This is a genomic window from Streptomyces sp. NBC_01454, assembly GCF_036227565.1.
Classification (GTDB): domain Bacteria; phylum Actinomycetota; class Actinomycetes; order Streptomycetales; family Streptomycetaceae; genus Streptomyces.
In genome coordinates this window covers 4314512-4329461 of the sequence record NZ_CP109460.1, presented here as the reverse complement: position 1 = coordinate 4329461, position 14950 = coordinate 4314512, and the positions used below count along the sequence as shown (strand labels likewise).

Genomic DNA, 14950 nt, shown 5'->3' with positions numbered 1-14950 from the left:
GCGGCGGTGCGGTCCGTCATGATGGGGCTTCCTTCCGGATCTGTGGTTCGGACGGAGCACGGCTCCCGGGCGGCGGAGACTTGGCGGTTGAGGCCGCCCGGGGGCCGGTCAGCGGTGCGTGCGCTCGGAGGCGAGCAGCGAGCGGAGGACGACCGCGCAGACGGCGACGGACACCCCGCTGATGGCGACCGCCAGGAGCATCGAGACCAGGACGGCGCCGACGACCAGGACCACGGCCGTGCCGCCGCCGACGAGGGCGAGCGCGGTGCCGGGCGTGACGTGAACCGCGGGGCGGGTCGAGGACTGGGCGACCGGGCCCGGCGGTGGGGTGCGCCGCACGGTGGCGGTCGGTTCGACGACGGACGGGATGACGAGTCCGGTGGGTGTCGGGTTGGTCGGGACCTTGGGGTGGAACATGACGGATCTCCCTTCCGTGGGCGTTACTTGACGGCCGTGTCGATGGCGGAGGACAGGAAGCTGTCGGCGAGGAGGTAGCCGCCGAGGAGGAACACGGCCACAAGCCACCAGGGCGGGCGGATGAGCTTGATACCGAGGTAGCCGACGGCGATCAAAGCGAGCCAGAGCGGGACGTCCATGGGGTCTCCTCAGTCGTTCAGCGGACGGTGCAGCGGTGGGCGCGGGCAGCGAGCTGGGCGGCCGAGCGGCTGGAGAAGTCGGCGGACCATCCGCAGCGGTCGGCGGTGCAGACGGCGGCGTGCTTGGTGCGGCCGTGGCGGTCGCGGTAGGTGCCGATCTGTACGGGGCCGATCCGCATGACGGAGTGGAAGTGGTCGCGGGCGGGCATGTCAGTTGCTCTCCTTTCGGGTGGTCGTCGGGTCGGGGTAGGCGGCGCGGATACCGGCCGCGGTGGCCGGGTCGGCGGTGCGCTGGACGGCTTCCTCGGCGAGCAGGTGGGCGAGGTAGGGCCGGTCGGCGGCGGTCATCTCGCGGGCGCTGTCGAGGTAGTCCGCGGCGGTCAGGTCGGCCGGGTCACGGGTCACGGAGTTCCCTTCCTGGTCAGGTGAGTTGGGCGGCGATGGAGTCGGCGAGCTGGGGCGGGACGCCGAGGCGGGCCCGCAGGGTGTCGGCGTCGATCCGTTCTCCGGTCCGGGCGCGGTGCTCGTCGGCGACCTTGCGGGCGTGGGCGACGAGCGCGGCCGGGACGGGCGCAGGTGCTGGTGCAGGTCGAGGCGGTTCGGTGGGTGGCTCAGTCGCAGGAAGGTCGGCGCCTTCCCACTCGGGCGGACTGGCCGGAGGCTCAGCGGCCGCGACCGACGCCGGGGCGGGGGTCGGTGCCAGACTTGTGTCGGCCGGCGACGTGGGATCGGCGGCTTCGGCCGTGCTCCGGGTGTGGGCCAGCAGGGTTCCGCCGAGGAAGGCGAGTGCCGGCCACCCGGCGATGCCGAAACGGAGCCAGGCGGGTGGGTGCCGGAGGTCGAGGAATCCGGCGGTTGCGACGTTGGCGCCGAGCGAGGCCACCAGGGCGATCAGGAACCAGCACCAGGCGAGCCGGGACGGGCCGTCGTTGCGGAGTCGTCGCCAGGCCGCGACCAGCAGCAGGTCGACGCTGATCGGGTAGGCCCACGCCTTCCAGCCGTCCTGTCCGGCAGCGGCGGCCAGGTCGTGGAGGTGGGCGAAGGAGAGCGCTCCGGCGATGACGGCTTGTACGAGAACGGGGTCCGGGCGGATGCGTCCCATGACGGTTCTCCTTCCGGGATCTGGCATGGAGGGGGTAGGGAACTGGCGCGTCGAGGGGGCGCCGACCTTTGAGCGGGAGGGTCAGGCAGTCGCGGAGGACGCCTTGGCGAGCCGCACGGCAGTCGAGGCCGGCGGGGCGACGGCGGGCCGGAAGGGCGCGAGCGCGGGCGGGTCCGGCGTGCGGTCGGCGTACTTGTTGCAGAGGTTCACTGCTTCGCGCAGTGAGGTGTGCGGGGCGCGGATGCGTGACCAGCCACCGGTCGAGTCACCGGCGACCGCGATGCCGGGGGCGTTTGCGGGTATCTGGATGGCGGCCAGTGCGGCGTCCGGGGAGATGTCGCCGAAGGCCATGTTGGCGCTGGTCTCGTCGTTGACGCGGTGCACCGTACGGCCGGTGAGCTGGGCTCGGAGCATGGTGATGCCCTTGCCGAGTTCGGAGCCGAAGCGCTGGCCGCAGATCTCCAGGTAGATGCCTGCGGCGCGGCCGAGCTGGGCCAGGCGGACGAGGGCGGTGATGATCCGGTCCCGGCGCTTCTCCTCGTCCTTGCTGGCGAAGAGGGCGAGTTCGGACACCTCGTCCACCAGGACCACGACGGGCGTGGGACGCAGGTCCTCGGCCAGGTCCCAGATGTCGGCGGCGATCTCCGCGTCGGGGACGTTCACGCTGATGCGCTGTTCCTCGCGGACGAGTTGGTAGACGTACTCCATGTGCGAGACCAGGGCTTCGAGCAGATCGAGTGCGGTGTCCTGGTTGTCGGCGAGGGCGGAGAAGCGGCGAGCCAGCGGGAACAGCTCGACGCCCTGCTTGCAGTCGATGCCGACGAGCGCGACGTCCTGGGCGGCGAGGCCGGCCACGAGGTTGCGTTGGTAGACGGACTTGCCCGACTCGGTGGCCCCGATCGTGAGCCCGTGCGGGACGATCCGGTAATCGCGGTAGTGGACCGCCCCGTCCTCGCGCAGTGCGACGGGCACACGCATCGGAGTGCGGTCGATCTTGGTGGGCATCTGTACGCGCTTGAGCACGTCGTAGCCGGTCATTCGCAGTTCGACGACCCCGGAGCGGATCTCCCGGGCGGTGATGCCGTACATCCCGAAGGAGTGCCGGAGCCGATCGGTGGCGGCGGAGACATCGAATGCGTCCTGGCCGGGCCGGAGTTTGAGCCGCAGGACGAGCCCGGTACGGGTCGGCCGGAGACGGAGAATGCGTGGGGCGCGCGGCTCTGGGGCCGGGCGGTCGGTCATGCGGGCGAGTGCGAGCCGCCAGCGCGAGGGCGGGACGGTCAGGCCGCAGGCGTCCATGACCGAGGCGTACCGGGCTAACACCCGCAGCGCGGCGAGGACGACCCCGAAGGTCATCCAGTACCAGGCGGGGCGCCGCCACCGCAGCACGAGAGCGGTGGCGACGACCAGCAGCAGTACGACCGAGAGGCGGGCCATGATCAGGCCGCCTCAGCCTGTGAGCCGCCGGCGGCGAGCGAGGTGACCGCCACGGCGCGGAAGGCGATTCCGTGCCGCTTCTGTCCGTTGAACTCGTTCTCCCAGGGACGGGCGATCAGGCCGGTCAGCGCCACCGGCGTGCCCATGGCCAGCTCATCGGAGACCCCGCTCTCGGGGACGGTGACGGACAGGATCTCCACCGCGTCGTTGGCGGCGAACATCACGTCCACGGTCATCAGCTTCGCCCCGGTCTCGGCATCGAGGGCGACCTCACCGGTACGGCGGTCCTTGACCTTGATCTGCGGCTGCTTCGCGACCATCACGGTCGCGGCGGAGGTGTCGACGGGGATCTGACGCACTACGGATCACTCCTCTATAGATGCTGAACTCCGTCACTCATGTACATGAGTGACATGAAGAAGAGTGCCCGACTCCTGTACATGAGTCAACCCGCCTCGACGAAGAAGTCGGGGCGGGCTGAGGAGAGTTGAGCGGGAGTCAGTCCGTAGCGGGGATGCGGTAGCTGAAAACGAACTGGTCAGCGGCCATGAGGGTGTCGCAGACCTCCACCACGCGGCCTTCGGTCGTCAGCGCCTCACGGACGAGATGCACGACGGGGGCACCGGGACTGAGCGCCAGCTCGCTCGCTTCGGCCTTGGTGGCCGACCGGGCCTGCAAGGTCTCGACGAACTCAGCGAACTCATGCCCGTGGTCTTCGAGTCGGGCGTAGATGCCGCCACCGCCGGGGTTCTCGGCGAAGAGCTCGGGGATGTCCTTCACCACGTCCCACGGCAGGTACGAGCTGGCCGTCTCGACCGGAGTGCCGTTACGGAAGTAGAGCCGCCGGCGGGCGAGGACCTGAGTGCCGGGCTCGACCCCGAGCCGCTCGGCCACCTCCTCGGGGACCTCCATGGGCCCGATGTACAGAACGCTGACCTTGGCCGTAGCCCCCGACTGCGCGGACTCCGCCAGATACGCAGCCTTGCCGCCCTGCCGGTGAGAGCGACGGAAGCGGTCGGAGGATCGGTGCCGCACCGGTGGCCGGTCCTTCACGATCGAGCCCTTGCCGTGGCGGGTCTCCACCAGACCGCTCGCACGGACCTCCACCATCGCCTTGCGGATCGTGCCGCCCGAGACGCCGTAGCGCTCGACCAGCTCCGATTCACTCGGCACCATCTCGCCGGGCTTGAGGACCCCAGCCCTGATCTGCTGGAGGACGTCGTCGGCGATCTGCACGTATCGAGGTACGGCTCTGCCCCCTCCTACCGCGGTTCCCATCGTTCTTCCCATCCTCCTATGCTCCTGTATATGAGTAACAGCGCTCCGGAAGCCCAGTCAACGCCACTGCATTCCGTGTCCGTGGCCGGAGTGGTGGTCCGCGAGGACGGCAAGCTGCTAACGATCCGGCGAGCCGACAACGGGGCCTGGGAACTCCCGGGCGGGGTGCTCGAACTCGAAGAGACCCCGGAGGCCGGCGTACGGCGCGAGGTCTGGGAAGAGACGGGCATCCACGTCGAGGTGGACGAGCTCACCGGGGTCTACAAGAACACGACGCGAGGCATCGTGGCTCTGGTCTTCCGGTGCAAGCCGGTCGGCGGCGAGGAGCGCACCTCCAACGAGTCGACGGCAGTCACCTGGCTCACGCCCGACGAGGTGGCCGAGTCCATGTCCGAGGTCTACGCGGTCCGATTCTTGGATGCCCTGGATGGGGCGGGACCTCACGTGCGGAGCCATGACGGCAAGCGACTGACGCCGATGCGATAGAACTTTCCCTACTTCATCAAGCGACTGACGCCGATGCGATAGAACTTTCCCTACTTCATCAAGGCTCGCTCCGCTCGCTACCCGGCCCCGCGGTAGGGACAGTTCAGGAGCACACCACACGTTGGCGCAGGAGCGCTGACGTTCCCGGCCTCCTGGAACTGCAAGCAGTCAGATCACAGATCAGAGGTGCCGCGCACAGCGCGGCGGCGCCGGCCGTCGCCGCCGCACGGCTCCCTCCTCGTCTCCGCCGCCGGGGCCGCGCGGCGTCGACGCCCGCGCCCACAAGGGGCGAAAGACCAGGCCGGGGGTGGGGCGGTCGGCTCCACGGCTTTACCCACCTCCCCGGTTCGGGTCCCGCGTCGAGCAAGACCAGGGGGCCACTCGTTCAAATTCCGGGCAGCTCACAAGCCTGCCCGAGTTGCCAGCCAGCGTATGGCCCCCTGATCATGCTCGACCCCAAACCGGGCAGGCCGCCGGCCAAACCCGCTCCACCGACCTCAGCACCGTATTCGGCTAGGCCTTCTGCCTAGTAGAGCCACACGAATTTAGGGACCCACCTGGACGCCAGCCCATAGTCCAGCAACACCGATAAGCGCAGCGCCGACGATCGCACCGACCAGCCCCGCGATCACCTGTTTACGCGTCTCAGCGCTCAGCCTGCGGGCCGTCCTTTGCCTATGCGGAACCACACGGACAGTACCCGTTTGATAGGCAAGCACAGTGTTTAGAACCCAAGTCGAAGCTGACGCCATCACGGCGATAGTGAGGGAAAATGGCCATCGACTGTGATCTATCACTACTAAAACGATGGCGGCTATAATGCCAGCTCCGAATAGCAGCACTTCACGAAAGTTATCGAAGAAGCAAAAGCCGCCTCGCCAATAGCGCCGGTTATTCACATAATCGCGAATGCTCAGCGCCACGGCCTGACCCTCAGCGTCCGACGATTGCGCCGTAACATCTGCCATGCGGTACCAGAGATCAACGGATATGAGGGGCTTCTTCAAGGCGAGACGGACTCGACGGAGTTCCTCTGATGACGCGTCTTCGAGGTCTTCAGGGAGTTCCGCAACAACCGATTCGCCGGCCGTTTCTACGTTAGCGGAGATTGATACCGGGAAAATCTGACCATCTCCGGTTTTCTTCGCTCGATCCTCAGCGGCGGTCTGGAGGGCCGCATAGATCGCCTCGATATGGTCCAAATATAGCCTGGCAGGCCCGAGGCGGTAGCGTATCAGCCCAGGATCCTGCGGTGGAATTTTGATCGTTCTCCGAAGTGCCGTTTCGCTGCTTCTCTCATAAGCTCAGGATCACGTCAGTCTCGATGCATTTCTAGCGCGATGCCTCCTCATGTGGCATCTTGAATGCAGCAACCGGGTGAATAATGAGCGCTGCGGTAGTGAAAAGCCTCCCGGCCCGGGAGAATTCGGCTGGCTTGGTGCTGATGTGCCCTTCCCCGGAGCGACGTCCGCGGCCGAAGTGACGTACAGCACCGAAGTACCGCAACCTCGGCAACCGGCCCAGTCCGGTAGTGATCCTCTGGCGAAGTGCAACAGCCGATATGACGGTTGCCGACCCACCCGCATAGAGCTATGGATCAGAAGGTCACACAGCGAGGGCCGGGCCGGCGACCCGCGATGTCGGTCCGACCCGTTGCGCGTGCCGATAGCCTCCGAGGGTGACTGCATCATTGCTCTGCCCGCGTTGTGACCAGGACTGGATCCGGCGGTACCGCTTCAAAGACGACGGCACGCCCTTTTCCCTGTGCGCGGAATGCGATTCCTTCTGGTGGCCTGGCGAGGCGAAGGAGGTTCGCACCGCGCGCTACCTCGACGATGTCGTAGCGGAGCGACTCGGCGACGAGAACCCATGGGCCACTCGCATCTGGGCCGATGTCATCGAGCCTGTTCCACAGGGCGGATGACATCCACGGCTGTCATCAACGGCAGCGAACAGCAGAGGCGTTGAACGGTCGAGCACGGCAACGCTGCCCAGAGCTAGACCCCTCATCGTCTCCACCCGGATCGAACTCCTAAAGCAGGTGTCGCGGGATCGGCGCGTCACCCTTCGCCGTACCGAGCGAACACCTCCTGTTGCTCGTCTCGCCAGCTCCAGTGACCCGGCCGGGAGAAGGGGAGGCTTCGAGCAAGACTGGAGAACTGGTCAGACGGCTCTCGGCTTGCCTTGTTCACCACGATCGCCGAGAGCATCGGGGCGCGTCCATCCTCGTTGCCGTAGAGGCAGACATCCTTGAGGAGGTAGGTCATAACCCCGCGGTGAGGTGGGATGGAGGCGAAGCCTTGCGTCACCAGCTCGGCGCTTAGCTCTCCATACGTGATGGCCTCGCCCTGCTGGGCCCGCTTTCGAAGGATCTCTACAGCCGCCTCGACCGCTGCCGGGTACTCTGGATCTTTGATCCTCGCTGCCCCTCCCACATCGCTTCTACGATGCCTAGCCTGAGCATCGTAGCGACTACGTGCCCGCCCGGACTCAACGACCAGCGTCCTAGACCACAATGACCTTGCAGCCGAGAGTTCGGAACGAAGACGTCATTGCTTTGCTCAATGTCTCGCCATCTCGGTTCCGCCGTCGAGGCTTGCTCTGACGGACGTCATCGAGCAGCGTGGCCGAGGCCAGCGGCGGCACAGCGAGACACGCACGCGCCTGATCGGTCAACGCACCCGCCGTCGTGGCTGACTGTCGTCGACTGAGGCTCAGACTTCCAAGACAGAGCTTCCGCCCAGGGTGCTTCGGGACGAACGGGCCGTGCCATTTGCGTGCCAGATCCTGCGGGGAACTACGGGGAATAACGGGGACTGGCCCGGGGGTGACCAAGGCTCCATCACCGTCCCGCCGCAGGTCAGTGCAGCATCTGCCGCCAGAGAACCCAAGCTTTCCAAGTTGATGGAACCGGGGGTGGTGCCGGCGGAAGGTAGTTGACCGACCTTCACGCTCATTGGTTGTCGATCCGTGGCCTCCCCGCTTCTTGGGTATGACAGTCAACATGGACTGGATTACTCCCGTGGGCACCATCGGTGGCGCAATCGTAGGTGTCAGCTCTGCCTTGCTTGCCGAACGCTTGCGGTGGCGCCGGGAACGTGATCAGCACTGGATCCAGCAGCGTCGGGCTGTCTACCAGGAGTTTGTGGTGGCTAGCAGTCGTGCTCACAGCCAGATGAGGGCCTCTGCCCTTAGGGCCGGCCTCTCCGAAAGAGAGCGCTTCAGCGAGATTCACCAGGCCATCGATAGTTCCCAACTGTGGCAACAGCGGCAGGCGTTGTCCCTTACTGCCCCACGCCACATAGTTGCGCTAGCTGCCGAGGTGACACAGGCGTTGGAGGCCATCAGAGACCTACTGATCGAGGATCCCTGCATCACTGGAGATCGTTTTCTTCACTTACGCGCCATGTACTGGCTGAAGAACGCAGACCTACGTGAGGCGATGCGATCAGACCTATGCATGAGCGGGCTTCCGGATCCTGAAGTTGGGCACTACCGAGGACCGAACCCGGTTTCGTAGGCGTTGCGCATCATGATGCCGCTGGCCAAGGAAGCATCCACGTAACTGCCTTGTCTACGACAGTAACGACGACCGCACCGCGCTAACCGCTCTGATCGGGAGACGGCTAACTGAGGCGATCAGCCAGAGCGGTCGACAGCTACGGCTGATCACGAACCCTACACGCGGGCGGCAGTGTTGCGGTACAGCAGCGAAGTACAGTAACCGCGGCGGCCTCAAGCGACTGACAAAGCCCCTGGAATGCCAGTTGATCAGGCCGAACGACCTCAGCGACTTTCCCGCCGGTAGTTCGCAACGAGGAGTCACCGTGCACCAGGCTTCAATGTGTCGGACTGCTGTCGAAACCTGTCTTCACCTACTCATCGCGCCGCGCGCTTGGCGACCAGCCGCCTGATGCCAGAGAAGGGGGACGTCGTGGCTGGGGCGGTCGGTTCCACGGCTTTAGCCAATTTGGCACGAGCTTCCCCCAACGTCGTGCTTTGCCGGGCAGGTCCACAGACTGCCCGACGCGCCGGAAGCTTATGGGGCCATGGTCCCTCGCGCCAAAGCAGGCTCCAGCCCAAAGCCGCTCCGCCGACCTCCGCTGTTCAGTCAGCGCTCCCAATCCTTCACGATGGGATCAAAAAGGACATCGCGCCACGGTCGTGCCCACTCTTGCAAATACATTACGTCGCTAGAGGACGGGGGCGGATGCGCATTTTCCAGCCTTACACGCGAAGGCATAACGGCCGCGTCACCGATGAGCAACGCTTCGCCTGACGACAGCATAGGAAGGGACTCAGTGAGAGGCCCCAGGGAATCAGGAATGAGTCGCTTGACGTAATTCTGATCCTCTGGATTCGTGAGACGCATCGCAAGGAAGTTATTGCACTGGGAGAAAATCGTCTCTGAAATCTCTGCCGGTCGCTGACTAACGATGGCCGCAGTGATTCCGTACTTTCGCCCCTCTTTCGCAATACGCTCGATGGCGTTACGTGAGGAACTGTACTTAGCTAGGCCACTCTTAGGAACGTACTTGTGAGCCTCTTCATAGACGACAAGAAGCGGCGTCTCACTTCGCCCTTCCAGGCTCCCCTTTTTGAAGTAGTAGGCATAGTCAAATAGTAACCGGGAGACCAGGGAAACCGTCAGGCTTAGAACCTCGAACGGCACGCCACTGAGGTCAATGACTGTGACGTTTGCGTGGGCACCCGTTACATATCCAGTGAACTGTCGAAGGACTTGTTCCAACCGAACCGATTTCGATCTCTCGCCAAGGAGGAAGTCGAGTCGTCGATCGTTGCGACGATTCTCTAGCCTGGTGATGAAGTTGTCCAGCTTGCCGAACAAGGGTCCCGCCTTGTCCGATTTCTTACTGGGAGTCGAAGTGTCGATTCTTTCTTCGTTCTTAGCCTTGATCGCAGCAAGGACATCATCGATATCGAAGAAAAGAGGGGAGTCGTAATGGATCAGTTCGCGCTGATCGTCAGGGCCGGTGAAATTGGATCGCTTCCCGTCCGTGATGCTCTTTTTCATAATGGCGATCTGATTGTGTGATTGCTCTTCGTTGCTCTCGATAAATAGGTCCTGGAGCTCTTCCGAACTGAGTAGCCAGTACGGAAGCGTTAAGGATTCGACACCTAAGTGGTTAGCCTTCGGGAACGCCGTTCGATACTCCGAGTGCAGATCGAACACGATCACATGGGTGTTGTTAAGCGTGTAGTCTTCCGTCTCGCCAATATCGCGGACCTCCGTCGCCTTCTGGATGATCCGAGCCATGGCGTGCGACTTTCCTGAACCGGTCGATCCAACTACAGCGATATGGCGACTGAAGAACTTATTCCCATCTACGGGGACATCGACCTCCTCATCTTGCGCTAGCTGCGCAAAATGGAATCGGTGTTGCGGGTCGACGGTGTTGTAGATCTTCTGCACTTCGTCCTTGAAGGCTACCGAAACCGTCTTAGGCGGGATGGCGATACCCCCACCGCCGCGTTCGAAATGTCCCTCGCGGTCGATGATGCCCAACGGAACAGCTTCGATCATGTAGACGCGCTCTAGGTCTCCCTGCTTCGAGGGGCGTAACTCGATCGAGTAATTCTCGATAATCGCAATGATCGCACTCTCGGTGTTGTCATATACCTTGAGGTATGAGCCCACCTCGACAGGTTCACCATCGGCCAATTCGGAGATTTTGTGAACGGCGATCCTGACACGGTTCGGATATACAGCAACTACCTCAGCGCTAGACATTCCACCGCACCTTTCTTCAGAGAACTTGTAGCAGGTCTTCGTAAGAGCGGACGAAAACGTGAGAGGCGGTAGAAGCATTGTGCGGAGTAGTCACGCTTTCGGCTATGTAGAAGTCGTGGAACTCTTTTACGCGCACACTGTCCATCAAGTTCGCGAGGTGATCCCAATCAAGCACCTTGAGTTTGAGATCATTTGCCGGTGGACTGATGAGTTCTTCCATTCGGAAGATGCCGCCATGGTATCCAGTACCGTCGTTGAAACGCGCGCCGGCATCCCACAAGGCTTTCTTGATTTCTAGCGTGTCATAGTCGCCTCTAAATGTGATGTACGGCGGTGGATCTGCCAGCCTGGAACAGTACTTTTTCCGCAGGCGAAGGGCAACTTCGGCCAAAGTATCTACATCCGTGGCAGCGTCGCATTCAAAAGAGAAAATCCGCTCCGCGGCAACATTGACCGTTCTCAGAGTGTAGCGCTTCCTTACAGCCTTCAGGTATTTATCATATCCGCACTGTTCAGCGTAAGCAGATTCAAAGATTGCTGTTCGCGCAGACGAGATAGCCTGGCGCAGTGACCGAAATGCTACTCTGCGGCTCCCAATCGGGTTTGAGAGGATGACATCCTTCAGGTATCCATGGAGGATCGCATGGTAATGAGTAGCCTCTACTTCATCCCGGGCGTTTAGTCGCTCTCTGATCAGCATAAGAACCTGCTGAAATTGCTCCTGATAATTTCCGCAGAAGCTGATCTTGCAGGCGCTCAAGAATTTGCTACACATCGAGCGTTCGAATTCTTCTGGAAAATCCGTCAGGATCCTATCGAGTTCTTCTTGTGTCAGCTCCCTCTCAAGTCCTGGCAGTTGATCTGTGAAGTGGCAGTGCAGAATGAACTGCAAACTGCTGTCGCGATGGAACTGGCGGAACATCAGGTGTACGGCTGAGGTGATTGCTGAGACTGAGAACTTCTCGGATCGATGCTTGACTTGGATGTGATAATTCTCGACAGTGAGGTCTTGCTTGCCTTCAAGCTCCGCCATCGCGCCGGGGTTATCGAATATGCGCAGAAGGGAGGCATCGAACTGATAGGCGAAGCCCTTAATGGCGTGATACCCGCCATCTCTCTCTTTCTTCATGGCGGGGTGATTCACAGATCCGGCTCCATCGGTGGTGCGGTACGAGGGTCACCTTTGAGGTCGAAAGTGCCCAAGTAGCAGATGTGAACTGATAGTAGGTGTTGTTGCGCCGGTTCGGAGGCGGTTCCACAGATGTGAGCGCAGGCACCTCGTCATGGGCGCGGCCAACACCAACGGCTGCGGCACCGGCCAGGCCAGCGAATCCGTCTCGGCTGCAGGGGACTTCGGCGGACCACCAGGCCACTCACCCGAGGTTCGGGCTGTCGCTGGGCCGTCCGAGGTCGGAGTTGAGACTCTTCCAACCCGTATGGCCGGATCACGCTCTTGTGTGCACTTCGCATGCATGTCACACAGTTGAGAGCTGGATGACCGGGGGACGGGAGACGCTGGATGTCTGCACCAGGTGACTATGGGGCCGTGCCTTCGGTCTGGGCTGTCGAGCGGTTTGGGCACCAGGCCGGCAAGCTTGCTGCTGCGGTTCCGGTGCAGTTGGCTCGTGCTCACGCGCAGGCTCACGCCACGCATCTCACAGCCGGGTTGAAGAAGCGGAGTCCTTACGGCTCCACCCTCGCGGAAGCGGTGCGGGAGAAGCTGGCGGATACGGCAAGGGAGCTAGGCGAGCCCGTGCGAGACCTCCGCGGGTTCGAGTATGCCGTGATCAACGATCACGCACTCTTTCCTTTCAGGTACGCAGACAGGCCGAGGCCTCTTGATCTTGCTCGGTTGCCCTCCAATGCTTCGCCTACGCGCCGTCGGCTGTTTCGGGCGCATGGGCCGCAGCCTCCTGAGGGGCTTTTCGATCTCGATGACGACCTGACCACAGAGGAGTACCTGGAGCTGCACGAGGCGTTCGAGGAACTGGGAGTCTCTACGAAGCTTGTCGGTGTGTTCTTTACGGCTGACGTAGATAGCGGCATCCACGTCATCCACTGGGGAGAGGCACACCTCGAACCCGATCGCACATTCGCGTGGCGCTACAGCGAGCAGCTCCCGGTCACTCTCCAACTGCTTGAGTGACCGGCGGAGCCAGGCAGCCAAGTACCTTGGGGTGTTGCTCTAAGCAGACAGTCCTGCTGCTGCCAGCGGGCCGGGGCGAACGGCAGGGGAGCCCAATCCTCAATCTGGGGCTCCCCCGGCGTTGGATGTGTCGCTCTAGCCGAAGGCCGCCGCCGGCAGCTGCGGGCCCTCGTCGCCTCCTTCGCAGGCGGGAGAATCCGTTAACGGCAGGCGGTGACCGCGGCTGATAGCTACGCGACGCACGTCACGCAGGGCTTCAGTCATGTCCATCGCCAGGAGCCGGATCTCGTTCGGCCCCGTCTCCCCGTCACCGAGCACTTCGAGGGCGTGCTCCAGGAGTTCACCTGCCATTTCCAGTTGCACCGCTTCGGTGTTGTCAGCCAGGAGGGACAGGTAGCCGCCGCTGCCCTCGGTACTCAAATAGCAGGGGTTGCCCTCGGGGCCTGACCACGGGAGGAGCCGCAGCTCGTTGTGGGTCGTCATCCTCCGCTTGTCCTCTCGTCGGTCATGTGGTGGGTGGTGAAGAATGCGTCGGCGCGGTCGCCGGGAAGCACCAGGAGCGCCGCCTCGACCACGCGTCCCGTGCTGTCGGCCGCCACGCGTGTGATCGCGAGCACTGACAGGGCCGAGCTGATCCGAAGGGTCGCCGCTTCCTCTCGTGTCGGAGGACGAGCACTGACTCGTTCCCGGACTTCAGCCAGTGGCGGGCGGAGCTCTGCCAGCTTCGCCTCAACGCCCTTGCAGCAGTGCGATTCGGCGGGAACGTCGGTCGGCGACAGGTCGCGCGGTACGTAGATGCGAGCGAGGCTGTGCAGTGACTTTCCCTCGTGGGTGAGGCAGAGGAATTCGGTTAGCGGGCTGCTGGCTGACACGCCCAGCAGGCAGGTCAGTTGTCCGTGCGCCTGGAGGTTGGTGGTGCGGACGCTGACGCGTAACGCCGACTCGGCCGAGCACTCCGTCCTGAGCGTGTGACCACCGCCGACGTACGTGATTCTGCGGAGGGGGTAGCAGACGAAGTTGCCCTTGCCGTGAATCTTCTCGACGAGCCCTTCGCCCTGCAGGATCGAGAGGGCGCTCCGCAGCGTCGCCGTGCTGACCGCGTAGCGGGAAGCGAGCTGCGCCTCGGAAGGGAGACATGCGCCGGCCTTGATCCGGCCGGTCGAGATCTTGTTCCGAATGTCATCCGCGATGACATAACGGCGAGAAGGCACGGCTGCATCACCACCTTCTCAGCGTGCGTAGGGCTACGAGCCGAGACCGGGAGTGCATGGTGAGCAGTTCGCCCGACTCGAAGCACAGACGCTTCGCTCCGCCGGGAAGCTGGAGCAGGTCGGTGACACGACACGAGAGACCGCCGATCTGGATGACGTCACCGCGCTGCACGCTGGCAGAGGTGATCTCGACAGGGGCGGCCGGTGCACCGCTCGGCGCCCAGCCCCTCACTGCGATCCGTCCATTCGGTCACCACGGGCGGCCACTGTGTGGCAGGAGCAACTGCACGCCTCGTAGACCACGGGGATGCCGATCGGCGCGGTAGCGGGGGAAGACTGCGCGCACTCACAGTGCGCACCGATCCGGCAGGAACTCGATCGGTAGGGAACGGCCTTCGTATGGGTCACGCGATGCTGCTGACGAGGAGGCATCAAAGAACCTCCGCCATCGCGGACCAGTTGTGCGTAAAGCGATCGCGAGGCGCGGCGGCTGGCCCGATGGGCACCGGGGAATGGTGGCGCCGAATCATCAGAACGCACTGCTCCTCGGTGTGCGAGACGGTATGGCGGATACGGTTGAACACGCTGATCAGCTCCTATCGCTGACGGCCAGGCCCCCGGACATCGCCCGTCGCGGGGGCCGCTGTGCGTACGGCGGCCCATAAGGTGCGGCCGTTCAAGCTGTTGGCGAGGAGCCCGAATCGATCGGCCTCCGCCACTGCTTCCAAGACCTCCCGCCACGACTCGGCGGAGAGCGATTCCGGTACCTCCGCTTCGATCGACGTGAGTTGGGCGTGGTGCTCCACGCGCGGGGTGAGCCCGACGGCGGACAACCGGGCTGCGATGTCTTCGGCGCTTGGTTCCGAAGCAGGCACAGGGCAGCCTCCGTCGTTCGGCGATCACGTGGAGTAAAGCTAGTTAACTAGATTAGAGCTAGTGGAC

Annotated in this window: 18 protein-coding genes; 3 read left to right on the top strand and 15 right to left on the bottom strand. The window is 63.4% G+C overall.

Features of this window, described 5'->3' with window-relative positions:
• Positions 1–108: 108 nt before the first annotated feature.
• The 8 genes from OIU81_RS19155 to OIU81_RS19120 form a co-directional block, all read right to left on the bottom strand.
• On the bottom strand, positions 109–417 hold the full coding sequence (locus OIU81_RS19155) for a SpdD-like protein (protein ID WP_329149517.1): 309 nt from the start codon (positions 415–417) through the stop codon (positions 109–111).
• Between the two features lie 23 nt (positions 418–440).
• Complete coding sequence (locus OIU81_RS19150; protein ID WP_329149515.1) at positions 441–596, bottom strand: hypothetical protein; 156 nt, start codon at positions 594–596, stop codon at positions 441–443.
• Between the two features lie 17 nt (positions 597–613).
• A complete protein-coding gene (locus tag OIU81_RS19145) occupies positions 614–805 on the bottom strand; it encodes a mobile element transfer protein (RefSeq protein ID WP_329149513.1) in 192 nt (63 codons plus the stop codon).
• Position 806: 1 nt separating this feature from the next.
• Positions 807–1001, bottom strand: a complete 195-nt coding sequence (locus OIU81_RS19140; protein ID WP_329149511.1) for a hypothetical protein — start codon at positions 999–1001, stop codon at positions 807–809.
• Between the two features lie 16 nt (positions 1002–1017).
• A complete protein-coding gene (locus tag OIU81_RS19135) occupies positions 1018–1698 on the bottom strand; it encodes a DUF2637 domain-containing protein (RefSeq protein ID WP_329149509.1) in 681 nt (226 codons plus the stop codon).
• A gap of 81 nt (positions 1699–1779) precedes the next feature.
• Entirely contained in the window at positions 1780–3135 is a 1356-nt protein-coding gene (locus OIU81_RS19130; protein ID WP_329149507.1) for an FtsK/SpoIIIE domain-containing protein, read from the bottom strand.
• Positions 3136–3137: 2 nt separating this feature from the next.
• Positions 3138–3494, bottom strand: coding sequence for an SCO3933 family regulatory protein (locus tag OIU81_RS19125; RefSeq protein ID WP_329149505.1), 357 nt, complete (start codon positions 3492–3494; stop codon positions 3138–3140).
• Between the two features lie 139 nt (positions 3495–3633).
• A complete protein-coding gene (locus tag OIU81_RS19120) occupies positions 3634–4413 on the bottom strand; it encodes a GntR family transcriptional regulator (RefSeq protein ID WP_329149503.1) in 780 nt (259 codons plus the stop codon).
• 18 nt (positions 4414–4431) lie between these two features.
• Between OIU81_RS19120 and OIU81_RS19115 the strand changes: the two genes are divergently transcribed.
• Positions 4432–4899 (top strand): NUDIX hydrolase, encoded by a 468-nt coding sequence (locus tag OIU81_RS19115; protein ID WP_329149501.1) that lies wholly within the window; start codon positions 4432–4434, stop codon positions 4897–4899.
• A gap of 545 nt (positions 4900–5444) precedes the next feature.
• Here OIU81_RS19115 and OIU81_RS19110 read toward each other — a convergent pair.
• Entirely contained in the window at positions 5445–6101 is a 657-nt protein-coding gene (locus OIU81_RS19110) for a hypothetical protein (RefSeq protein ID WP_329149499.1), read from the bottom strand.
• A gap of 476 nt (positions 6102–6577) precedes the next feature.
• On the opposite strand from OIU81_RS19110, the gene OIU81_RS19105 reads away from it, so the two are divergent.
• Complete coding sequence (locus OIU81_RS19105; RefSeq protein WP_329149497.1) at positions 6578–6823, top strand: hypothetical protein; 246 nt, start codon at positions 6578–6580, stop codon at positions 6821–6823.
• A 136-nt stretch (positions 6824–6959) separates the two neighbouring features.
• Here OIU81_RS19105 and OIU81_RS19100 read toward each other — a convergent pair whose 3' ends face one another.
• The 3 genes from OIU81_RS19100 to OIU81_RS19090 all read right to left on the bottom strand — a co-directional run bounded on the left by OIU81_RS19100 (position 6960) and on the right by OIU81_RS19090 (position 11795).
• A complete protein-coding gene (locus tag OIU81_RS19100) occupies positions 6960–7334 on the bottom strand; it encodes a hypothetical protein (protein WP_329149495.1) in 375 nt (124 codons plus the stop codon).
• 1676 nt (positions 7335–9010) lie between these two features.
• Entirely contained in the window at positions 9011–10651 is a 1641-nt protein-coding gene (locus tag OIU81_RS19095) for an ATP-binding protein (RefSeq protein WP_329149493.1), read from the bottom strand.
• Between the two features lie 16 nt (positions 10652–10667).
• Positions 10668–11795: a hypothetical protein gene (locus tag OIU81_RS19090; protein ID WP_329149491.1), complete on the bottom strand. Its 1128-nt coding sequence runs from the start codon at positions 11793–11795 to the stop codon at positions 10668–10670.
• Positions 11796–12197: 402 nt separating this feature from the next.
• Here OIU81_RS19090 and OIU81_RS19085 point away from each other — a divergent pair, with 402 nt between their 5' ends.
• Positions 12198–12797, top strand: a complete 600-nt coding sequence (locus tag OIU81_RS19085; protein ID WP_329149489.1) for a hypothetical protein — start codon at positions 12198–12200, stop codon at positions 12795–12797.
• Between the two features lie 135 nt (positions 12798–12932).
• On the opposite strand, the gene OIU81_RS19080 is transcribed toward OIU81_RS19085, so the two are convergent.
• The 3 genes from OIU81_RS19080 to OIU81_RS19070 form a co-directional block, all read right to left on the bottom strand.
• Positions 12933–13280 (bottom strand): hypothetical protein, encoded by a 348-nt coding sequence (locus OIU81_RS19080; RefSeq protein ID WP_329149488.1) that lies wholly within the window; start codon positions 13278–13280, stop codon positions 12933–12935.
• Entirely contained in the window at positions 13277–14008 is a 732-nt protein-coding gene (locus tag OIU81_RS19075) for a GntR family transcriptional regulator (protein ID WP_329149486.1), read from the bottom strand. The genes OIU81_RS19080 and OIU81_RS19075 overlap by 4 nt, the downstream gene beginning before the upstream one ends.
• A gap of 596 nt (positions 14009–14604) precedes the next feature.
• Positions 14605–14883 (bottom strand): hypothetical protein, encoded by a 279-nt coding sequence (locus OIU81_RS19070; protein ID WP_329149483.1) that lies wholly within the window; start codon positions 14881–14883, stop codon positions 14605–14607.
• Positions 14884–14950 lie beyond the last annotated feature (67 nt).